Raw genomic sequence first — 21,117 nt, 5'->3', positions numbered from 1 at the left:
GGAAGGCAAGCCGGCAGGCAGACGGCCGTCCGTCCGGCGCATTCCTGTTCTGCGTTCAGCTCGCGTATTGCGCGATGCCGTGGCCGAACGACCAGTTCTCCTTGGCGACCTCAACGAGGTTGATGACAACGTCGTCCGGCCGGCCCTGCAGCTGGCTCTGATAGTCGTCCACGATCCGCTTGTAGAACGCCTTCTTCATCTCGATGGTGCGCCCGGCATTCATGGTGATCTGGATGAAGACGAGATCGTCGCTGTAGGTATTGCCGAGATAGTTGTCGGCGTAGTTCAGATCGCCACGGTCGTGCTCGGTGATGACCTGAAACTTGTCGTTCTCGGGGACGTTGATCACCTCGCGCATCGCCTTGTAGACGATCTCGCCCAGCGTCTTGCGATATTCGGCGGACTTGCCGCGCTTCAGGTCGATGCGAACGAATGGCATGGTGGTCTCCTGTGTTGTGCGAGGCTCCGCCCCGCGTTGATCGGGATGTGCGACAGCGCGAACGGGCATTGTCCGCTTGCGCCGGCGCGGTCGTTTCGTTCAGCGGGCCGCCTTGAAGGCCTCCCAGCGCGCATCGCGCTCTCTCTGATATTTGGGCGTTCGCTCCGCCACCATGTCCGCCCAATGCAGCGGCTTGCCGCAGGACTGACAGAGCGGACCGAGCCCCGCCGGCTTGCCGCAGCTGAGGTGCGTATAGTTCATGGAAAGACCGTCCTTGGGTGATTTGCACCAGGTCTCGCCCCAGGCGCGCAGCGCGAACATGACGGGGAAGAACGCCGCGCCCTTCTCCGTCAAATGATATTCGTGGCGCAACGGACGCTTGTTGTAAACGCGCCGCGTCACCAGTCCGCCCGCCTCCAGCTTCTTCAGCCGCGCGGTGAGCATCTGCGGGGTCGCGCCGGTATAGGCCTGAATCTCTTCGAAGCGATGGTTGCGCGCGAACAGCTCGCGCAGCACCAGCACGGTCCAGCGATCGCCCACCACGGTCTCCGCGCGCGCCACCGGACACAGGGTTTGGTCAGCAGGATTGCCCTTTGGCCTTGCCATCACGTTTTCTTCATCTGCATTGTTACTATGATTTTCATAGCAATATGGGCTATCGTCAACGTGGGTGCAACGGGCGTTTCCGGCCCGGTCCCTCACATTTCAAGGAGCGCGCCATGAGTACCGAAAGCAGGAAACCGGGTATCGACATGAAGCTCGAGGTCGTGGTGCTTCCCGTGTCCGATGTCGACCGGGCCAAGCGCTTCTATGAAGATCTCGGCTGGCGGCTCGACGCCGATTTCGTCAGGGCGGACGGATCCCGGGCGCTGCAGCTGACGCCGCCGGGCTCGCCGACCTCGATCCATCTCGACAAGGGATCCGCGCTGCCGCGCTTCCTGATCGTGAACGACATCGAGGCGGCGCGTGCCGAGCTGATCGCGCGTGGCGTCGATGTCAGCGAGGTGTTTCATCGCGGGGCGGCGGGCCGCGTCAAGGGATCCGATCCGGAGCGGCCGAGCTACGGTTCGCTCGCCACCTTCAACGATCCCGACGGCAATGTCTGGCTGCTGCAGCAGGTGACACAGCGCCTGCCCGGTCGCGTCGACGGAAACAGCACGACTTTCGCTTCATCCGCTGATCTTGCCGCGGCGCTCCGGCGCGCGGCAGCCGCGCATGGCGAGCACGAGAAGCGAACCGGCGGCCACGATGCGAACTGGCCGGACTGGTACGCCGACTACATCGTGCACGAGCAGGCCGGCAAGCCGCTGCCGGAGTGACGAGGAGCTTCATTGACGCAATTCCATCCTGACCACCGCCGGGGCGATCGCGGCTCTGCCGACAGCCTCTCATCCCAGGGGAACGTCCAATGACAACGCCATCGAACACATCAGTTGCAATCGCAACAAACCAATCGGAGCAGGACGCCATCGACCAGGACCGACGCAGGCTGCTCACCGGCGCGGCGTTGGGCCTTGCCGCCGCTGGTGCAGCAGGCCTGTTCCCCATGCATCCGGCCGTGGCGGCCGAGAGTGATGCGATCCGCCCGTTCCACATCAACATCCCCGAAGAGGATCTTGTCGACCTTCGCAAGCGTCTTGCGGCAACCCGATGGTCCGACAAGGAAATCGTCAATGACGACTCCCAAGGTGTCCCGCAGGCGATGCTGCGCGATCTCGTCCGCTACTGGCAAACCGACTATGACTGGCGGAAGGTGGAGGCGCGGCTCAATGCCCTGCCGCAATTCATCACCGAAATCGACGGGGTGGACATCCACTTTATTCACGTCCGCTCGAAACACGACAATGCACTGCCCTTGATCGTCACGCACGGCTGGCCTGGCTCGGTGATCGAGCAGATGAAGATCATCGACCCCCTGACCAATCCCACCGCGCATGGCGGCAGCGCGTCGGACGCCTTTCATCTCGTGATCCCGTCAATGCCGGGCTACGGCTTCTCCGGCAAGCCGACCACGGTCGGCTGGGATCCCCAGCGCATCGCGCGGGCCTGGGTCCAGTTGATGAAACGGCTCGGTTACAGCAAGTTCGTGGCGCAGGGCGGCGACTGGGGGTCGCCGGTCTCCAATGAAATGGCCAAGCTGGGTGCGCCGGAACTGCTCGGCATCCACGTCAATCTGCCCGGTGTCGTTCCGCCCGAGGTCCTCAAGGCAGTCACCACCGGCGGCCCTGCGCCGGACAATATGTCGGCGGAGGAGCAGCACGCCTTCGAGCAGATCAAGCTTCAATTCGCGAAACGGCGGGCCTACGCGCAGATCATGGGCACGCGCCCGCAGACGCTTGCGGCTTTTGCAGATTCGCCGGCCGGCCTCGCCGCCTGGCTGCTCGATCACGGCGACGGCTATGCCCAGCCGGCCTCCGCGATGCAATCAGCCGTGCTCGGGCGCGAGGTCAACGGGCATTCCGCCGGCGCACTGACCCGCGACGACGTGCTCGACAACATCACGCTCTACTGGCTGACCAACACGGCGATCTCTTCGGGCCGCCTATACTGGGAGAACAAGACCAACCTCTATCTGCCCGCCAATGTCACGATCCCAGCCGCCGTGACCGCGTTTCCCGGCGAGAGCTTTGTGGCGCCGCGGAGCTGGGCGGAAAAGGCCTATCACAAGCTGATCTACTTCCATCAGGCTGAAGCCGGCGGCCACTTCGCCGCATGGGAGCAGCCCGATATCTTCAGCAGAGAGATTCGGGACGCATTTCGGACGCTCCGCAGCTGATCTGAACATTCAAAGAAGCGCGATCAGGCGCTGTCGCTGCTCTCGGCGCATGGCGCCCGATCGCTCAGGGATGAACCGGGCACGCTGAATTTCGAGATCCTGGTGCCGCGCGAGAACGCCGCAAAGCTCTTGATCTACGAGGTCTATAAGGACGACGCTGCGTTCGAGGCGCACCGCAATGTGCGATCGATCGCGCAGTTCCGCGACGAGAGCGCAGGCCTCGGCATCAAGATATCAGCGACGCGGTGCACGCCTGCCGCGTAGGGAGTTGCCGCGAGCGGCGTCACGCCTTGAGGCTGGCGCCGCGCTCGGACAAAACCTTCTCGGCCTTCGGCGTCAGCTCGTAGAGGTCGCCGTCCTTGGCGACGTATCCTTCCCTGATGAGCCGGTCGACCTCGCCTTGCACGTCGTCGGCAAAGGCAATGGATTGGGCGATGTCGCAGAGAACCGCGACCTGTTCATCTCTAAGCATGGCGTCCTCCGTCAGGGCGGGGAACGCGCAAGCCGGGTTTCGGTTCCAATGGACTGGATGATACGCCCGGCTTTCACTTGGTGAGCCGCGGCGCCGGGTGTTGCATCTTACCAATGCCGGGCATCGAACACCGGCGCATAGCCACCGCCGTCTCGACGAATATGGGCACAGCGCGGGCCGCGGAAGTGGGCGGGTATGACGAGACGGCCGCTGTCGGCGGCTTCTGCCAGGATCTTCGCGCGCGTCTCGCCCGCGAGCTGCGGGTCGGCACAGGATGATGTCGACAGACCGGGCTGGAAGATCTGCACCGGGTTGTGCACGGCATCGCCGCAAAAGATCGCGCGATGTTGTGCGTAGTCTACCATCAGCCCCATCTGGCCGCTGGTGTGGCCCGGCAGCGGGACCAGCCGCAGGCCCGGTCCCAACTGATGGCCGTCGTCGACCAGATCGACACGGCCCGCCTCGACGATCGGTATGACGCTCTGCTCCAGAGCGCGGGCGTGGATCGGCGGAGCACGCCCGGCATCATGCTGCGTCATCCAGTCGGCCAACTCGCGGCGGCCGAACAGATAGCGCGCGTTGGGAAAGGTCGGCTGCCAGCGGCCGTTGTGCTGGCGCGTATTCCAGCCGACGTGATCGACATGCAGATGGGTGCAGAATACGACGTCGATGCCGGCCGGATCGACGCCGCACGCACGCAACCGATCGAGGAAGCCGCTGCCGCGCCGCCGATGCCATGCGGGAATCTCGGGGATGTCCTTGTGCTCGCCGATGCAGGCGTCGATCAACAGCGTCCGGCCGCCGGTTCGCACCACAAAACTCTGGATCGCGTGTTTCGCGAGGCCCCGGGCGAGGTCGATAAACACCGGCTCCAGCGTGGCGCGATGTACTTCGATCACGCCGCGATCGTATCCGGGCAGGAATTCGGCGAGCGGAAGGCCGAAATCGTCGTCGTCGACGATGACGTCGACGATGACGTCGACGGTCGCATCGCCGATCGCAAATCGCATGACCGCTCCTTCCCGGAGAACCGTGCCATCCTGTCGCGCGGTCACTATGCAGGTTGGCGCCGTCGATCGCAAGTTGCGTCGTCGGTGAACGGCTATCAGACCATGCCGCGCAGCAGGCCGAGCAGGCGGCCGCACTCATCGTCGGTGCCGACCGTGATGCGCAAAAAGTCCTCGATCCGCGGCTTCTGGAAATGCCGCACCAAAACGCCGCGTGCGCGCAGCTTCGCGGCGAGGTCGGCGCCGCGATGGCTGGGATGGCGGGCGAACACGAAATTCGCCTGCGACGGCAGCACCTCGAAGCCCAGCTCAATGAGGCCGCGCACCAGCGCCTCTCTGCTCCGGATGATGCGTTGCCGCGTCTCCTCGAACCACGCCTCGTCCTCGATGGAGGCGACCGCGCCCGCGATCGCGAAGCAGTCGAGCGGATAGGAGTTGAAGCTGTCCTTGACACGTTCCAGCGCCTCGATCAGCGGGCGCTGGCCGATCGCGAAGCCGACCCGCAGGCCCGCCAGCGCGCGCGATTTGGAGAGCGTCTGGATGACCAGCAGATTGTCGTGGCGCGCGACCAGCGGCACGGCGCTCTCGGCGCCGAAGTCGACATAGGCCTCGTCGACCACCACCAGCCGGTCGGGATGCTCGGCGAGCAGCGCCTCGATCGCGGCGCGCGGCAGCGCGGTGCCGGTCGGTGCGTTGGGGTTGCACAGCAGGATGGCGCTGCCGGGCCGCCGGTAGTCGGCAAGCTGCACGCGCATCGAGGCGTCGAGCGGCACGGTCTCGTAGCTCACGCTATAGAGGCGGCAGTAGACCGGGTAGAAGCTGTAGGTAATGTCGGGAAAAAGCAGCGGCGCATCGTGTTTCAGCAGCGCCGGGAAAGCGTGGGCCAGCACCTCGTCCGAGCCGTTGCCGACGAACACCTCGTCCGCCGTGACGCCGTAGCGCTTCGCGATTGCCTCGCGCAGGGCGGTTGCGCGCGGATCCGGATAGAGCCGCAGGCGATCCGTGGTCGCAGTGATCGCCGCCACCGCGCGTGGCGACGGCGGGTAGGGATTTTCGTTGGTATTGAGCTTGATAAGGCCGTCGATCTTCGGCTGCTCGCCGGGCACGTAGGGCGACAGATTGTGGACGACCGAACTCCAGAAGCGACTCATGATCTGCGATCCAGGGATGAACGCGATCACAATAAGGAATACGAGGCGCTGATGAAAGCGCCTCTTTATTCCCTCGCATCATGACACGCGTCGCGCTCGCGCGTTACCAGGTCGCCGTGCCCTTCATGGTCGGCTGGCCCTCGGCATTCGCGGTCCACAGCTCCATGCCGCCGTCCTTGTCGCTGGCATTGATCGAGAACTCGCTGCCCTCGAACAGCGGCTGCACGCCGCGATAGGCGAGCTTCTTCGGCGGCTTGCCGCCGCGCAGCTTGGCGGCGAACTCGACGATGAAGGAAGCCTGCAGCGGGCCGTGGAAGATCAGGCCCGGATAGCCCTCGATCTTGGTGACATAGTCGCGGTCGTAATGGATGCGATGGCCGTTGAAGGTCAGCGCGGAGTACCGAAACAGCAGCACCGGGTCGGAGACGTGGCTCTCGCGATGCTGCGCGACCGGCGGAGGCGGCGGCGCCTTGGCAGGCGCTGTGCCTTGCGTGCTCGTCATCTCGCGATAGACGATGTCCTGCCGCTCGCGCACCGCAAGTCCGCGCGACGTCGTCACCTCGTGATTGACCGAGACGAAGCACAGCGTGCCGGTCGAGCCCGATTTGACCGTGACGTCGGCGATCTTCGAGGTGCGTTTGGCCTCATCGCCAATGCGCAAGCTGTCGAAGAATTCGAGCTCGCCGCCGGCCCACATCCGCCGCGGCAGCGGCACCGGCGGCAGGAAGCCGCCGCGGGTCGGGTGGCCGTCGGGGCCAAGCTGCGACATCGGAAACACCGGCTGCGCCAGGCACCAATGCGTGGTCCACGGCGCGGCGTCGCCGGCCTTCGGCTCGCCGATCTCCTGGAACAGCGTCGCGCGCAGTCCCATCACGAGATATTTGGTGACGACGTCGGAGGCCTCCGTGCTGCGGCCGATCCACTGGCGGAGATGATCGAGGTCGAGTTTGTCGGTCATGAGATATTGTCCTCGGTGAGAGACATCTGAGCGTGATGGCGTCGATCGGACGACAAGCTCGGTACACCTCTCCCGCTTGCGGGGGAGGTCGGCGCGTAGCGCCGGGTGGGGGCTCTCTCCACGGCGGGATTCGTGGAGGGAGCCCCCACCTCAACCCTCCCCCGCAAGCGGGAGAGGGGCGCAGCTCGTTCTTGATTGCGATCGCGCCTGATCTCATTGCAGCCTAACGTTTGGTGCGCTCGCCGATCGCGGGCACCTTGCCGTAGTGCCTGTTCTCGCCGACCACGATCGCGGCCGGCGCCGGATAGTTGACCTTGCCGTTCGGCGTGTCGACCTCGACGCGGCGCAGATGCGGATGTTTCGCGAGGTCGTCCATGCTGTTGACCTCGGCAAAGGCAATGTCGGCCTCGGCAAGCTTCGCCAGCAACTCCTCGCGCGTGAGCTTGCCGAAGCTGTCGCTGACGATCTGGTCGGTCAGCGCGCGGTTGCGCACGCGCTCGACCATGTTGGCGAAGCGCGGATCGTCGGGCAGGCTGGGCTGGCCCAGCACCTTGGCGCAGAGTGTCTTCCACTCGCGCTCGCTCTGGATCGAGATCAGGATCTCCTTGCCGTCCTTCGAGCGGAACACGCCATAGGGCGCGATCGAGGGATGGGCGAGGCCGATCCGCTTCGGCGACTTGCCGTCCTCGGCATTGAGCAGCGGCACGGTGAGCCAGTCGGCCATCACGTCGAACATCGAGATCCGGATGTCGGCACCGTCTCCGGTGCGGCCGCGGCCGATCAGCGCCTCGAGGATCGCGGCATGCGCGGTGGCGCCGGTCGCGACGTCGACGATCGACATGCCGACGCGCGAGGCGCCCTCGGGGCCGCCGGTGATCGAAGCGAGACCGCTTTCGGCCTGGATCAACAGATCATAGGCCTTGCGGTCGGCATAGGGCCCGGTGTCGCCATAGCCGGTGATCGTGCACATGATCAGCTTCGGATAGTCCTTGCGCAGCCGCTCGCGTGAGAAGCCGAGCTTGTCCATCGAGCCCGGCTTGAGGTTCTGCAGCAGCACGTCGGCGCCCGCGATCAGCGCCTCGAGCTGCGCGCGACCTTCCTTGGTGGCGAGATCGACCACGGCGGAATCCTTGCCGCGGTTGAGCCAGACGAAATAGCTGCTCTGGCCCTTCGCCGCGGCGTCGTAGCCGCGGGCGAAATCGCCCTCGGGCCGCTCGATCTTGATGACATGGGCGCCGGCGTCGGCGAGGCGTGACGAGCAGAACGGCGCGGCAACCGCCTGTTCGACGGCGATGACGGTCAATCCCTCAAGCGGCAGCATGTTCTGACAACTCAGTAGGAGCGGGGCATGCCGAGCACGTGCTCGGCGACGTAGGACAGGATCAGATTGGTCGAGATCGGCGCCACCTGGTAGAGCCGGGTCTCGCGGAACTTGCGCTCGACGTCGTACTCCTCGGCGAAGCCGAAGCCGCCATGGGTCTGCACGCAGGCATTGGCGGCTTCCCAGGAGGCATCGGCCGCCAGCATCTTGGCCATGTTGGCCTCGGCGCCGCAGTCGAGACCGGCCTCATATTTGCGGGTGGCTTCCTTCACCATCAATTCCGCCGCGCGCATCGAGGCGTAGGCCTTTGCGATCGGGAACTGGATGCCTTGATTCTGGCCGATCGGCCGGCCGAACACGCTGCGCTCCTTGGCGTAATTGGTCGCCTTGGCGATGAACCACTTGGCATCGCCGACGCACTCGGCCGCGATCAGGATGCGCTCGGCATTCATGCCGGAGAGGATGTAGCGAAAGCCCTTGCCTTCATCGCCGATCAGATTCTCCGCCGGCACCTTCATGTCGGTGAAGAACACCTCGGTCGTGGCGTGGTTCATCATGGTGCGGATCGGGCGGATCTCCAGCCCCTTGCCCTTCACCTCGCGCATGTCGACGATGAACACCGAGAGACCGTCGGTGCGCTTCTTCGACTGCTCCTTTGGCGTAGTGCGCGCCAGCAGGATCATCAGGTCGGAATATTCGGCGCGGCTGGTCCAGATTTTCTGGCCGTTGACGACGTAGTGGTCGCCCTCGCGGCGCGCGAAGGTCTTCAGCGAGGACGTATCGGTGCCGCTGGTCGGCTCGGTGACACCGAACGCCTGCAACCGCAATTCGCCGGTCGCGACCTTCGGCAGATACTTGGCCTTCTGCGCGTCATTGCCGTGCCGCAGCACGGTGCCCATCGTGTACATCTGGGCGTGGCAACCGCCGCCATTGCAGCCGGCGCGCTGGATCTCTTCCAGGATCGCCGCCGCGGCCGACAGCTTCAGGCCGGCGCCGCCATATTCCTCGGGGATCAGGACTGAGAGATAGCCGGCCTCCGTCAACGCATCGACGAACTCCTTCGGATAGGCCATCTGGCGATCGAGCTTGCGCCAGTATTCGCCGGGAAACTGCGCGCAGAGTTTTGCTACCGCGTCGCGGATGTCGGAATGGTCGTCGATGTGTTGATCGTGTGCGGTCATTGTTTCGTCTTGCCGAGAGGTTGCGCCAGAGCGTGTTCGAGCGAAGCGGAAATCGGTTCGCGCGAAGAAAACGCCCGCTGTTGTGGGGCCCCGGTAAACTCCCTATGCTGTTTTGTTATAGCGTATGAACCTGCCTTCCAGGATTGGCAAGTATGGATTTCCGCCAGCTTAGGACCTTTGCGTGCGTCGCGGAACTCGGGAGCCTGAGCAAGGCATCCGATACCTTGCGGGTCGCGCAGCCGGCGCTGAGCCGGCAGATCAAGCTGCTGGAACACGAGCTGCGCACCGAATTGTTCACGCGCAACGGCCGCGGCATGGTGCTGACCGATGCCGGCCGGCTGCTGCTGGCGCGCACCAGCGGTATCGTGCGGCAGATCGACCAGATCCGCGACGACATCCAGTCCGCCGGCGGCGCGCCGTCCGGGCGCGTCGTGCTCGGGCTGGTGCCGACGGTGAGCTGCGTGCTGTCGGCGCGGCTGGCGCGGCGCACGGTGGAGCGCTATCCCGGCATCTCGCTCTGCATCGTCGAGAGCTACAGCGGCCATCTGATCGAGTGGCTGCATCGCGGCGAGATGGACCTTGCCGTGATCTACGGGCCGTCGGTCGATCTGCATCTGGCGGTGCAGAGCCTCGGCCGCGACAGTATCGTCGCGGTCGGCCCGCGCGGCAGCGGGCTGAAGCCGAAGAAGCAGGTCGACTTCGGCTGGCTGATGCGCCAGCGCCTGGTGCTGCCGAGTCACTCGCACGGCCTCCGTGCGCTGCTCGAACATGCCGCGGCCAAAAAGAAGATCGATCTCGACGTCAAGCTCGAGGCGGATTCGTTTCGTGTGCTGACCAGCCTGGTCGAGGAGGGGCTCGGATATACCTTGCTGCCGCCGTCCTCGGTGCGCGCCGAGGTGGCGGAGGGCCGGCTCGAGACCGCCGCCATCGCGCGGCCGGCGCCGCGGCGCGAGCTGACCCTGGCCTCGCCGGTCGAGCATGCCGGCTCCAACGCGATGACGCTGATCGCGAAGCTGTTGCGCGACGAGGTCGCCGCGCTGCGCGCCGAGGGGCTCTGGGACATCCAGCTCGCCTGAGCGCGGCTTCGCATCAGCTCACCTTGAAGCCGAGGTGGCCGCGGAAGCGGTTCTTCAGGTAGGTGCCGTCGCGCGGCGGCAGCGCGCGCTCGACCTCGCCGGCGGCGATGCGAATGCGCGCCAGCCGCGGGCCGCCGCCGAGATCACGAAGACTGTTGCGGAATTTCTCGATGCCGGCCATGTCGGCGATCTCACAGACATTGCCGATGCCCGCGCCATCAGCGATCACCTCGAGTTTGGCGCCAAGGCCGGAGTGGCTCGGCTGCATGCCGGTCTCGCCGAAATGGCCGTTGTCGAGCACCGCGATCGAGAGATTGACGGGCTGCTTGGTCGCGATGGTCAGCAGGCTGCCGATCCCCATCAACTGCTCGCCGTCGCCGGTGATCACGAGCACCGGGCGCTTCGGCTGCGCCAGCGCGAGGCCGAGCCCAACCATCGCCGCGCCGCCCATCGCGCCCCACAGATAGAAATTACCGGGATGCTCGCCGGCGTCGAACAAATCGTAAGAGGAGGAGCCGAGCCCGGAGATCACGAGCAGCTCGCCGCGCTCAGTGAGCAGCGCCTTCACGGCGGCGCGGCGATCGAGAGTGCCTGTTGATGCTGACATCAGTGCGTCTCCTTGGTCCACTTCTTGCGGCCGATCATCCGCTGCGAGATCAAGACCGCGACCTGCTGGTCGCCGTCATAGGCGAGCGAGGCGGCCGCCGAGATCACCTCCTCGGCATCGTCAGGGTTCTCCAGCCGCAGCACGGTGGTGCCCATGATTTCGAACGCCTGCGGCGTCGCCCGGCCCATCGGAATCTGCCAGGGATTGAACTCGGCCCATTCGCCGCGCATCGTCACCAGCGTCAGCAGCGGGAAGCGGCAGCTCGCCATCAGCGACAGCATGTTGACGCAATTGCCGACGCCGCTCGATTGCATCAACAGCACCGCGCGATCGCCGCCGAGCCAGGCGCCGGCCGCCATCGCCACGCCTTCTTCCTCGGTCGTCAGCACCGTGGTCTTGATGTCGGCATCCGCGTGCGACAGCTTGATCAGCTTGGAATGTCCCGCATCGGGGACGTAGGACACCTGCGCCACGCCGAAGCTCTTCAGCGTGCGGTAGATCGCAACCGGCCAGTCCCGGCTGGTCGCGCTGTCCTGGTGAAGGGCAATCTGGTCCATCATGGCCTCGGCGGTAGCGTTTTCGAACGAACCGGGTACCGGTTCGCGAAGAAAAACGCGTCAATACAAGGGACGCGCATTGGCGCGTCCTCACACCGATAGGCTTAGGGCAGGCGGGGACTTAATTCTCTTCGCATCTGGCTCGCCCAGCTATGCCGGAATTCTATAGGGCCAAGGTTTTGCAGGGCCGACGCAAGCGCAATGGCGGCCGGATCCGACTGCGTCCTTTGGCCGGGTCGAACAACAGCCCCATTACGGCCTAAAACGGCTCATTATGCTAGAAGATGCCGGTTGGCGGCAGCGCCGGGGCTTCATTTTCAAGGCTTCATTTCGCATATCGATATATCCGTCGCATTTTCAGGGATCAGGGCATGATTGTCCGAGATCGGTTTCGCGGCCTCTTCCCAAAGTATTTTCTCGGACTGTTCCTGGCCGTCGCGCTTCCGCTCGTGATCAACGGGTCGATCGAAGCCTGGTTCGGTTACCGCGATCAGCGCGCAAGGCTGGACCAGTTGCTTGGTGTTCAGGCGACGTCCGCGGCCGCTGAAATTCATAACTTCATCTCCGACATCGCAAGCCAGCTTGGCTGGCTGGTCCAGCTTCCCTGGACCGACGAGGCCGATGAGGGGCGCCGAACCGATGCGTTGCGTCTGTTTCGTCAAGCGCCAGCCGTCGTCAGCCTGACACTGATCGACAACAATGGGCTGGAGCGTCTTTACGTCTCGCGGGTCGGCCTCAATCGAATCGAAAGTCGTACCGACCGATCGGCTGAACCTGCGCTGGTCGGCGCCCACGCGCGCCAGGTTTGGTTCAGCGATGTCAGCTACAACAGAGGCTCGGAACCGTATTTGACCATTGCGCTCGTGGGTAATCGGTCCGCGGTCGGCGCAGTCATCGCCGAAGTCAATCTCAAGCTGATCTGGGATGTCGTATCGGCGATCAAGGTGGGAGAGACCGGCCTCGCCTTCGTGCTGGACCGGCCGGGCCGTCTCATTGCCCATCCCGACATCAGCCTTGTGCTCCGCGGGCTGGAAGAAACAACCTCTCAGCCGTTTCGCACCATACGCGACGCGATCGGCCCGGGAGCGGGCTTTGCAACGGGTCGGGACGGACAGGGACGTCGGGTTGCTGCCCGCGCGGCTCCTGTGGCGGGTCCCGATTGGACCGTCGTGGTGGCGCAGCCGCTCTCCGAGGCTTACGCCCCGATCTATGCCGCGTTGCGACGGACTACGGTACTTCTCGCGGGCAGCACCGTATTTGCAGGGCTGCTCGCCTATGCATTCGCGCACCGGATGACCGAGCCGATCAGGCTGCTTGAGGAGGGGACGGAGCGGATCGGCGCCGGATCGTTCGAGCACCGCATTGCGATCCAGACCGGTGACGAATTTCAGCGTCTGGCAAACAGCTTCAACAGGATGGCCGGCGAGCTGGCGCTGGCGCAGCAGCACCAGGAGCGGATCGCGAAGCTCAAGCGGTTTCTCGCGCCTCAGGTCGCCGATCTCGTCGATCGTGCCGGCGATGACAGCGTGCTGGATGGCCGCCGCACCGACGTCGTCGTCGTGTTCTGTGACTTGCGCGGGTTCACCGCGTTTTCCGCGGGCGTCACTCCCGAGGAAGTCATGAGCGTGCTATCCGAATATTATGAGGTTCTGGGCAGGGTCATTGCGCGGTTCGAAGCAACGCTCATCAGCTTCTCGGGAGACGGGCTGATGGTGCTGGTGAACGCACCCGTGCCGGTCGAGGAGCCGGCGCTGAGAGCCGTCGACCTTGCGAGCGAAATGCAGAAGCGCGTGCAAGGCTTGATCGGCGGCTGGCGGTCGCGAGGCTACCAGGTTGGCTTTGGAATAGGGCTTGCCAGTGGATCGGCGACGGTCGGACGGATCGGCTACGATGACCGGCTCGATTACACGGCCATCGGCAGTGTCGTGAATCTCGCCGCCCGCCTGTGCGCATCTGCCGCAGATCGGGAAATCCTGATGGACGCAAGGACCGCCGCAAGCGTCAGAGGCAAGCGCTCGCTGGAGGATATCGGGAGTCGACAAATCAAGGGCTTCGATGACGCCATTCCGGTGTTCGGAATATCTTTTTGATGTGCGTTGGCCGATGCCGCGAGGCGCGGTTCGGTGCAGTCCATTGGCGACTGGTTTCGGATCGTGGGATATACTTCCGCCGACGGCGAACGCCAGCGGGTCGATAGAGCATGAGTTGCGCTCACTCTGGTGCAGCAACATCCCACGGACGCGGCAGCCGGCGTGAGGTCCTGTTGTTGATGGCCGCCGCCGCGGCTTGGACCACATCCTCGCACGCGCAGAAGCCGTCGATGCCTGTGATCGGCTATCTTTGTCCGGAATCGCCGGAGTTGTTCGGCAGCCGGCTGAAGGCTTTCCACCAGGGACTTCGTGAAGCCGGCTTTGTCGAGGGCCGCGATGTCGCGATCGAATATCGCTGGGCCAATGGGCAATATGCCCAGTTACCTGCGCTGGCCGGCGAATTGATCGCGCGCAACGTCGATGTGGTGGTTGCGCCCGGCGGCGCGCCCGTCGCGCTTGCCGCCAAGGCTGCCGGCGTCACCAAGACAATCGTCTTCGAGATGGGCGGCGACCCCGTTCAGCTGGGTGTGGTGGACAGCCTGTCGCGGCCGGGAGGCAACATCACGGGAGTCTCGAGCCTGAGCGTCGACGTGTCGCCGAAGCGGCTCGAGTTGATGCACGAACTCCTGCCGGCGGCGACAACGTTGGGGGTCGTGACCAACCCGACAAGTCCAACCGCCAGCTCGCAACTGCAGAGGCTTCAGGCCGCCGCCGAAACCTTGGGGGTCCATCTGCAGATATTGCGGGCAAGCAAGGAGGAGGAGTTCGAATCCGTATTCTCTTCCGTGGCGAGAGAGTCGGCAAACGCGCTTGTTTTCACCTCCGATCCCTATTTTGCATTTCGCAGCCGGCGATTGGCCGATCTCGCACTGAAGTATCGTGTTCCCGCAATCACGCAGACCCGGGATTTCCCGACGGCCGGAGGCTTGATGAGCTATGGCGGAGACTTCGTGCAGTCGCATCGACGCGCGGGCGTCTACGCCGGCCGGGTTCTGAAGGGTGAGAAGCCTGCCGATCTTCCGGTCCAGCTGGTCACCAAGGTCGAGTTCGTCATCAACCTGAAGACCGCCAAACTGCTTGGCCACGAGTTCTCTGCTTCAGTCGTCAGCGGTGCAGACGAAGTGATCGAGTGACTAATTCGTTCATGAACCCGGTCGTCCGGCCGGCTCGGACTGAATGGTCCGGCCGGACCGTGGCATCGCCTGCGCTCACGGGCTCAACCGTTGGGCTGTAGAAAGGCGCCGTATTGCTTGCTCGTGGCGACCGCGGCTGCCGCCTGTCCGATGACACGCATTGCCGCCATCATCGGCCACGGCCCGAGGCTCACCCTGCGAACACCGGCACGGGCGAGTTCCGGGATTTCGGGCACGCCTTGCGTCACCATGATGTTGACGGGCAGCGGCGTCAGCTGGACGAACCTCTCGATCAGCGTAAGGTCGGTGAGCCCCGGCACAAAAATTCCGTCAGCGCCGGCATCGGCATAGACTTTTGCACGCCTCGCCGCCTCATTCAGGCATTGCTCGGGCGACCCGAACTTCAGCAGAAACGGATCGGTTCGCGCATTGATGAAGGGGTGAACGCCGAGTTGTTGCGCGGCGTCCCGCACCGCCCTGATCTTCGCGGCATGCTGCTCGGGAGTGGCGAGCTGCCGCTTTCCGCCGATAAGCCCGTCCTCGATATTGATGCCGATCGCGCCGGCCTTCAGGATCCTCGCCGCCGAATGCGCGGCGGCATCCGGAGTGTCGCCATATCCCGCCTCCAGATCGATCGACACCGGAACCGAGACCGAAGCGGTCATCCGCGAGACAAGGCCTTCCACCATGTCGAGCGGGGCATTTTCGCCGTCGGCGTAGCCGAGTGCGGCCGCGACCGCGCCGCTGCTGGTCGCCACCGCCGGTGAGGCCTTCGCGATTGCCTTGGCGGTGGCGACGTCCCAGGCGTTGAACAGGACGAGCGGATCGCCCTGCTTGTGAAGTCGGTGAAATGCTTCGGCGTATTGCTGCTGTGTCGTGGCGTCCATTGCGCGCACTCCTTCTCAGAAAATTTGAAAGATATTGACTGACGCGGCCGCTGCTTGCGGCACGCCCGTTCAGTCGGTGGCGTGCGTTGTGAACCAGTTCATGATCAGATCTGTGACCTCGGCCTCGCGCTCGAGGTGCGGGAAATGGCCGACATCGGGCAGGACAATGCGCTGATGTGGCCCCTTGAAGAGCGGCTCTTCCTTGATCGAATACCGCGCTGTCGGATCGTTGCCGCCATAGATCGTCAGCGTCGGCGTATGCATGTCGTTGATTGGCAACCGGCCCGCAACACCCGCATCGACCAGGCCGTTGTAGTATTTCAGCGCCGCCTTCATGGTGCCGGGAGAGCTGAGCGTCTTCTTGACCGAGCGGAGATGCTCGTCGTTCTGCAGGGTCGGCGACCACAACTTCCAAAGGTAGTCGACGAAGGGAAGTCCCTCGATGTTGACCGCCGAGTGAGCGCCAGGCACCGTAAAGAAATAGACATGGAAGACCGATCGAACGGCATCGGGATCGCTCCTGAGGCTTGGAATTGTGATCGGGTGCGCGGTGTTCATGACCACGGCGGCCTTGATCGCCGATGGCGCCGTGGCCAGCGCCTGGAAGGTTGACGTACCGCCCCAATCCATGCCGACGACGTAGGCTCGTCCGTCGTCGCTCAGCGCCGCGATCAATGCTTCGAGATCCTGGCCCAGCGCGATCGGATCGAAAATGCCGTCGGCCGGAATCTCGGTCGGCGCATAGCCGCGCAGGAACGGTGCGACCGCGCGATATCCGGCATCCGCGAACACCTGCAGCTGCTTTCGGTACGACCAGGCGTTGTCGGGAAAGCCGTGCATGAACAGGACAAGCGGCCCGCTGCCCTGTTCGAGATAGGCAAACCGCACGCCGTTGGCCTGCACGTATTTCAGGGCGGGTTCGCTGCCGGATGCGTCAGGCGTTGCCAGTGCGGTGCTTCGGGTCGTCATCGCTGCTCTCCATTCTTGCCGTCGTTGCTGTCCCGGCTAAATATGTGCGTAGCGCACATATCTGGTCAAGTTGTTTTTTGTGCGCAGCGCACATATTATTCTCCGCATGGAAAACGGAATCGCCAATCTGCTGGGCGCGCTGTCGCTCGCCGTCATGGATCGGATCGAGCAAGGCGCGCGCGAGGTCGTCGGCCGCGGCGGCGAAACGCCCGCGGCACTCATCGTCATCGGCTATGGCCAAGGCATGACCAACGACAAGCTGAGGCGGATCCTCGGCCTGTCGCACTCCGGAACGGTCCGCCTGGTGGATCGGCTGGTTTCGGATCGGCTGGTCGAACGCCGGGCGGGCAAGGACGGCCGCGAGGTCGCCTTGCACCTGACGGCGTCAGGCGCCGCGTCGCGGAACGAATTGTTGGCGTCGCGGATTTCGGCCGTGACGTCGCTGCTGGATGTGCTGTCGTCGACGGAGAGGAAGCAGCTTGCAACGCTGATCCGCGAGCTGCTGGCAAGGCAGGACACCTCCGAGATGGATCGCTTCACGATCTGCCGGATGTGCGACGACCGGGTCTGCACCAACTGCCCGTTGCCGACCAGCAAGGGCCAGCACGCGCGCTAGCGCGCGAAAATCTTGGTTGAATCGGCCGAACCGCAGACTCGCTTGGCCTCTCCCGCTAGCGGGCAGGGTTATCGCATATGCCCCTTGGCGACCGCGCAAGTGCTTGGCCTCGTGGTTCGAGACGCGCCGCAAGCGGCGCTCCTCACCATGAGGGTCTACTATTGTGCCGCAAAACAAGACCTCATCCTGAGGAGCCCGCCGAAGGCGGGCGTCTCGAAGGATAGCCACGAGGCACCGCCACGAAATGCGATAGCCCTGCGCTTGCGGGGGAGGCCGACGCGCGCGGCAGCGCTCTTGCGCGCCTGAGCGCGGCGGGTGGAGGCTCTCTCCACGGTGGGATTCGCGGCGATACCCCCACCCCAGCCCTCCCCCGCAAGCGGGAGAGGGAGCGCAGTTCATTCGCGGCCGCTATTCGACCTCATCTCCTCACGCTCCAGCAGCTTGCCGTCAGCGCGCGTTCTTGCCCGCCATGAAGACGTACATGTCCCAGAACGTCTCGGGATGATCGACCTCGAAGCGGTGCCACTGATCGAGATTGGTCTCGTCGGCCGCTCCTTGAAACTTCTTGCGGAATTGTTCGAGCACCGCCGGATCGTCGAACGGCTCGAATCCCCCGAACGTCAGGCTTTGTTCGCTGAGGAAGGCCGCGATCTCCGGAATCGTCAGCCGGTGTTCCATGACGTTGAACAGCAGATCGCGGCAGCCGCTCATGCTGTAGAAATCCTTGGCGCCGATCAGCGGTTTCCATTTGTCGGCTTCGCGGAAGATGTCCTGCCGGCAGCGTCTGATGTCGTCGGCGGTGGCGCGATAATTGCGCGCCGCGATGCGATCGCGGGCCTCGACGATGACGCGGCGCGCCAGATCGCTGTAGAGCCCGATGCGCATCGTGCCGCCCGGCCGCAGCAGCGAGACCAGCACGCGCCAGCCGGCCAAGGGTTCGGCAAGATGATGCAGCACGCCGACCGACTCGATGCTGTCGAAGCTGCGGCCGATCGAGCCCAATTCCAGGATGTCCGCCTGCGCATACTCGATGTTGCGCAAGCCGAGCTCCCGCGTCTCGCGGCGCGCATAGGCGAGGCTGGTCATGCTGATGTCGACGGCGAGCAAGCGGGCATTGGGATAGACCTGCGCGATCTGGATCGCGTGCGAGCCGGTGCCGCAACCCGCGATCAGGATATCCCGTTCGGCTTGCTGGTCCGCGGTCGCGACGGTTCGTCCCCGCGCCCGATCGGCGGCGAATGCCGTCAGCGGGTTGACGGTCCAGCGCGGATAGGGATTTTCCTCGTATTGGCGCATCACGTCGACCGACACGCTGTTCTTGATCGGTGTGAGCGTTGGAATGGTGCTGCGCTCTTCCATCTCCTCGCGGGGTTCGCGAAGCTGAACCCGCAACAGGCCGGCGACAGTCGCGGGCCAATCCCGGCGCAGCAGCGCGTCCGCCGCGGGCAGGGTATGAAGCGGAAAATAGGCCGCCACCACGGTTAGCGTGAGCGGCGAGATCGCAGAGCCTGATGCCAGGTCCTGCAGCAATCGATCGCGTAGCGCGCCGGCACCTTCGCTTTCCGCCTCGGTCTGCGCATAGACATATTCGTTGATGAAGCACTGCCGGGCGAGCGCGCACGCAAAGCCAATGACATCGTCGTCGACGTCACCGTCATCCGAGCCTTGCTCGCCGCCAAGCCGCAGCAGCTCGGCCCGCGCATATCCGAGCAGCACCTCGAGCTGCATGCTTGCCAGCGTCGTCGCTTCCATCGCCGAGCGCAGGAACAGGTCGCGCGCAAGCGGCGCGACGCCCTCGCTGCCGAACAATTCGGAGCTTGTCACCGGCAGCGGCCACTTGCTTGCAATCCGCCCGACATAGCTGGTGACGACAGGACTTTGCAGGATGAAGCCGACCGCCTTCGCGTCCATGCCGAGCGCCAGCGCCTTGCTGAAATGCGTGGCCGCCTTGCTGCGATTGCCCAGCGCCTGGTGCGAATTCCCCGCATTGTAGTGGCAGGCGTCGTTCACCTCGTCGGAAGCAATCGCTTTCGTGAACATCTTCGCAGCAGCCCGATGATCGCCGGATGCCTGCGCCATCAGGCCGAGGAGATTCAGGCTCTGCACATGGCCAGGCTCGCGCGCGAGAATCTGCCGGCAGATCTCCTGCGCCTCGTTGAAGCGGCGCATCCCGTAGAAGCGGCTGGCCTCGGCGGCGAGATCGGCGATGCTGACGCCCGCGGAGGCGAAGGCCGGTGCGTTCTTGGCGGACTCGTCCCGTCGCTTGCCAGCCGCACGCCGTTCTTTTCGGTTCATGTTCCGTCAACTGGCCCAAACTGCAAGACGCGGTGCATCAACCCTCCACGCCCGGCAAAGACATAGGGCCGATCGCGCTTGTGGCCAAGGACAATCTAGCTTCAGCCCGGGATCCGCACCGGCAGGTTCTCGATGCCGCGGACGAAGCTGGAATAGACCCGCTTTGGCTCGCCGACCACCTCAATGCGGTCGAAGCGCTTCAGCATTTCTTCCCAGACAATCCGAAGCTGCAACTCGGCGAGCCGCATGCCGACGCAGCGGTGGATGCCGAAGCCGAACGACAGGTGGATGCGCGGCCGGGGGCGGTCGATGATGAACTCGTTCGGGCGGTCGATCACCTCGTCGTCGCGGTTGCCGGAGACGTACCACATCACGACGCGGTCGCCCTTCCTGATCGTCTTGCCGCCGATCTCGGTGTCCTGAAGGGCGGTGCGCCGCATATGCGCCAGCGGCGTCTGCCAGCGGATCACCTCCGGCACCATGGTGTCGATCAGCGCGGGGTTCTCCTTCAGTTTCTGGAACTGGTCGGGATGCTCGTGCAGCGCCAGCACCGAGCCGCTCATGGTGTTGCGCGTGGTGTCGTTGCCGCCGACGATGAGCAGGATGATGTTGCCCATCAGATTGTCGGGGTCCATGTGCCGCGTGGCGTCGCTGTGCGCCATCATCGACAGCAAGTCGTTGCGCGGCGCCGAGTTGACGCGCTCGTTCCAGAGCTTCGAGAAATAGGCGTAGCACTCGTCCATCTCCTGCCGCCGCTGCTCCGGCGACTCGACGATGCCGCTCTTCGGCAGCGCGGTGGAGACGTCGGACCAGCGCGTCAGCTTGCGCCGCTCCTCCCAGGGGAAGTCGAACAGCGTCGCCAGCATCTGGGTGGTCAATTCGATCGAAACGCGCTCGACGAAATTGAAGGTCTCGTTGCGCGGCAAATTGTCGAGCACGCTGGCCGAACGCTGCCGGATCAGCTTTGCCAGCTCGTCGAGATGCGTGGGGGTGAACATCGGCGACACGGTCTTGCGCTGATGGGCGTGCCTCGGCTGGTCCATCGCGATGAAGCTCGGATAGTCGTAGCCGGGCGGCACGTCGCGGATCGAGATGCCGCCGAGCGTGGAGTCCGAGGAGAAGATGCCGTGGCTGGTGTCGACATGCATGATGTCGTTGTACTTCACGACAGACCAATAGGGTTCGATCGGCGCATTGGTGCAGTAGTGCACCGGCTCTTCCTTGCGCAGCCGCTCGAACCACGGCCACAGCGTGTCGTTCTGGAACAGTCTTGGCGCGCCGGGATGAAAATCCCTGAGCGGTGTCGAATAGGCTTCCTCGCGGGCCTGGCGCAGCTGCTCGGCCCGGTCGGCACGGATGGCGGTCTGGACGTTCATCTTCATTCGCTCCGGCGGCAGTTCCTACCTCTCCCGCTTGTGGGGGAGGTCGGATCGCATCGAATGATGCGATCCGGGTGGGGGCTCTCTCCACGGGAAGACTACCTCTGCGGTGGCACCCCCACCCCAGCCCTCCCCCGCAAGCGAGGGCTTTGCGCAATCGGGCGTGCGCGGGTGGAGGCCAGTGTCAGGCATTTTTTTGCGTG

Annotated in this window: 21 protein-coding genes; 7 read left to right on the top strand and 14 right to left on the bottom strand. The window is 64.5% G+C overall.

Annotation, left to right across the window (positions count from 1 at the left end; genetic code table 11):
• Positions 1–55: 55 nt before the first annotated feature.
• Together QJT82_RS28445 and QJT82_RS28440 are read right to left on the bottom strand one after the other, a co-directional pair.
• Complete coding sequence (locus QJT82_RS28445) at positions 56–439, bottom strand: tautomerase family protein (protein WP_028342493.1); 384 nt, start codon at positions 437–439, stop codon at positions 56–58.
• Between the two features lie 99 nt (positions 440–538).
• Positions 539–1,045, bottom strand: coding sequence for a helix-turn-helix domain-containing protein (locus QJT82_RS28440; protein WP_028342492.1), 507 nt, complete (start codon positions 1,043–1,045; stop codon positions 539–541).
• A gap of 113 nt (positions 1,046–1,158) precedes the next feature.
• Between QJT82_RS28440 and QJT82_RS28435 the strand changes: the two genes are divergently transcribed.
• The 3 genes from QJT82_RS28435 to QJT82_RS28425 all read left to right on the top strand — a co-directional run bounded on the left by QJT82_RS28435 (position 1,159) and on the right by QJT82_RS28425 (position 3,479).
• Positions 1,159–1,758 (top strand): VOC family protein, encoded by a 600-nt coding sequence (locus QJT82_RS28435; RefSeq protein ID WP_028342491.1) that lies wholly within the window; start codon positions 1,159–1,161, stop codon positions 1,756–1,758.
• A gap of 89 nt (positions 1,759–1,847) precedes the next feature.
• Positions 1,848–3,215 (top strand): epoxide hydrolase, encoded by a 1,368-nt coding sequence (locus tag QJT82_RS28430; RefSeq protein WP_051447983.1) that lies wholly within the window; start codon positions 1,848–1,850, stop codon positions 3,213–3,215.
• Between the two features lie 30 nt (positions 3,216–3,245).
• Entirely contained in the window at positions 3,246–3,479 is a 234-nt protein-coding gene (locus QJT82_RS28425; protein WP_051447982.1) for an antibiotic biosynthesis monooxygenase family protein, read from the top strand.
• Positions 3,480–3,498: 19 nt separating this feature from the next.
• On the opposite strand, the gene QJT82_RS28420 is transcribed toward QJT82_RS28425, so the two are convergent.
• The 6 genes from QJT82_RS28420 to QJT82_RS28395 all read right to left on the bottom strand — a co-directional run bounded on the left by QJT82_RS28420 (position 3,499) and on the right by QJT82_RS28395 (position 9,305).
• Entirely contained in the window at positions 3,499–3,687 is a 189-nt protein-coding gene (locus tag QJT82_RS28420) for a hypothetical protein (RefSeq protein ID WP_028334959.1), read from the bottom strand.
• 107 nt (positions 3,688–3,794) lie between these two features.
• Positions 3,795–4,697: an MBL fold metallo-hydrolase gene (locus QJT82_RS28415; RefSeq protein ID WP_028342489.1), complete on the bottom strand. Its 903-nt coding sequence runs from the start codon at positions 4,695–4,697 to the stop codon at positions 3,795–3,797.
• Between the two features lie 95 nt (positions 4,698–4,792).
• Entirely contained in the window at positions 4,793–5,845 is a 1,053-nt protein-coding gene (hisC, locus tag QJT82_RS28410) for a histidinol-phosphate transaminase (RefSeq protein WP_028342488.1), read from the bottom strand.
• A 103-nt stretch (positions 5,846–5,948) separates the two neighbouring features.
• Entirely contained in the window at positions 5,949–6,803 is an 855-nt protein-coding gene (locus QJT82_RS28405; RefSeq protein WP_028342487.1) for a MaoC family dehydratase N-terminal domain-containing protein, read from the bottom strand.
• A gap of 223 nt (positions 6,804–7,026) precedes the next feature.
• Positions 7,027–8,124: a CaiB/BaiF CoA-transferase family protein gene (locus tag QJT82_RS28400; protein WP_028342486.1), complete on the bottom strand. Its 1,098-nt coding sequence runs from the start codon at positions 8,122–8,124 to the stop codon at positions 7,027–7,029.
• Positions 8,125–8,135: 11 nt separating this feature from the next.
• The gene (locus tag QJT82_RS28395) at positions 8,136–9,305 is read right to left on the bottom strand and encodes an acyl-CoA dehydrogenase family protein (RefSeq protein ID WP_028342485.1); all 1,170 of its coding nucleotides are present in this window, start codon (positions 9,303–9,305) and stop codon (positions 8,136–8,138) included.
• Between the two features lie 152 nt (positions 9,306–9,457).
• Here QJT82_RS28395 and QJT82_RS28390 point away from each other — a divergent pair, with 152 nt between their 5' ends.
• The gene (locus QJT82_RS28390) at positions 9,458–10,381 is read left to right on the top strand and encodes a LysR substrate-binding domain-containing protein (RefSeq protein ID WP_028342484.1); all 924 of its coding nucleotides are present in this window, start codon (positions 9,458–9,460) and stop codon (positions 10,379–10,381) included.
• 13 nt (positions 10,382–10,394) lie between these two features.
• Here QJT82_RS28390 and QJT82_RS28385 read toward each other — a convergent pair whose 3' ends face one another.
• The gene (locus QJT82_RS28385) at positions 10,395–10,988 is read right to left on the bottom strand and encodes a thiamine pyrophosphate-dependent enzyme (RefSeq protein WP_028342483.1); all 594 of its coding nucleotides are present in this window, start codon (positions 10,986–10,988) and stop codon (positions 10,395–10,397) included.
• Positions 10,988–11,548, bottom strand: coding sequence for a thiamine pyrophosphate-binding protein (locus QJT82_RS28380; protein ID WP_155258630.1), 561 nt, complete (start codon positions 11,546–11,548; stop codon positions 10,988–10,990). Before QJT82_RS28380 ends, QJT82_RS28385 begins: the two co-directional genes overlap by 1 nt.
• Positions 11,549–11,916: 368 nt before the next feature.
• On the opposite strand from QJT82_RS28380, the gene QJT82_RS28375 reads away from it, so the two are divergent.
• Positions 11,917–13,635, top strand: coding sequence for an adenylate/guanylate cyclase domain-containing protein (locus tag QJT82_RS28375; RefSeq protein WP_028342481.1), 1,719 nt, complete (start codon positions 11,917–11,919; stop codon positions 13,633–13,635).
• Positions 13,636–13,814: 179 nt separating this feature from the next.
• On the top strand, positions 13,815–14,768 hold the full coding sequence (locus QJT82_RS28370) for an ABC transporter substrate-binding protein (protein ID WP_035632186.1): 954 nt from the start codon (positions 13,815–13,817) through the stop codon (positions 14,766–14,768).
• An 83-nt stretch (positions 14,769–14,851) separates the two neighbouring features.
• Here QJT82_RS28370 and QJT82_RS28365 read toward each other — a convergent pair whose 3' ends face one another.
• Together QJT82_RS28365 and QJT82_RS28360 are read right to left on the bottom strand one after the other, a co-directional pair.
• A complete protein-coding gene (locus QJT82_RS28365; protein WP_028342479.1) occupies positions 14,852–15,655 on the bottom strand; it encodes an isocitrate lyase/phosphoenolpyruvate mutase family protein in 804 nt (267 codons plus the stop codon).
• A 69-nt stretch (positions 15,656–15,724) separates the two neighbouring features.
• Positions 15,725–16,624: an alpha/beta hydrolase gene (locus tag QJT82_RS28360; RefSeq protein WP_028342478.1), complete on the bottom strand. Its 900-nt coding sequence runs from the start codon at positions 16,622–16,624 to the stop codon at positions 15,725–15,727.
• A gap of 106 nt (positions 16,625–16,730) precedes the next feature.
• On the opposite strand from QJT82_RS28360, the gene QJT82_RS28355 reads away from it, so the two are divergent.
• The gene (locus tag QJT82_RS28355) at positions 16,731–17,240 is read left to right on the top strand and encodes a MarR family transcriptional regulator (protein WP_028342477.1); all 510 of its coding nucleotides are present in this window, start codon (positions 16,731–16,733) and stop codon (positions 17,238–17,240) included.
• Positions 17,241–17,687: 447 nt separating this feature from the next.
• Here QJT82_RS28355 and QJT82_RS28350 read toward each other — a convergent pair whose 3' ends face one another.
• The gene (locus tag QJT82_RS28350; protein ID WP_245288807.1) at positions 17,688–19,535 is read right to left on the bottom strand and encodes a class I SAM-dependent methyltransferase; all 1,848 of its coding nucleotides are present in this window, start codon (positions 19,533–19,535) and stop codon (positions 17,688–17,690) included.
• Positions 19,536–19,636: 101 nt separating this feature from the next.
• On the bottom strand, positions 19,637–20,911 hold the full coding sequence (locus QJT82_RS28345; protein WP_028342474.1) for a cytochrome P450: 1,275 nt from the start codon (positions 20,909–20,911) through the stop codon (positions 19,637–19,639).
• Positions 20,912–21,117 lie beyond the last annotated feature (206 nt).

This window comes from Bradyrhizobium sp. Mp19 (assembly GCF_029952935.1).
GTDB lineage: Bacteria > Pseudomonadota > Alphaproteobacteria > Rhizobiales > Xanthobacteraceae > Bradyrhizobium > Bradyrhizobium elkanii.
The sequence above is the reverse complement of the archived record's forward strand: the minus strand, read 5'-3'. Positions and strand labels throughout refer to the sequence as shown.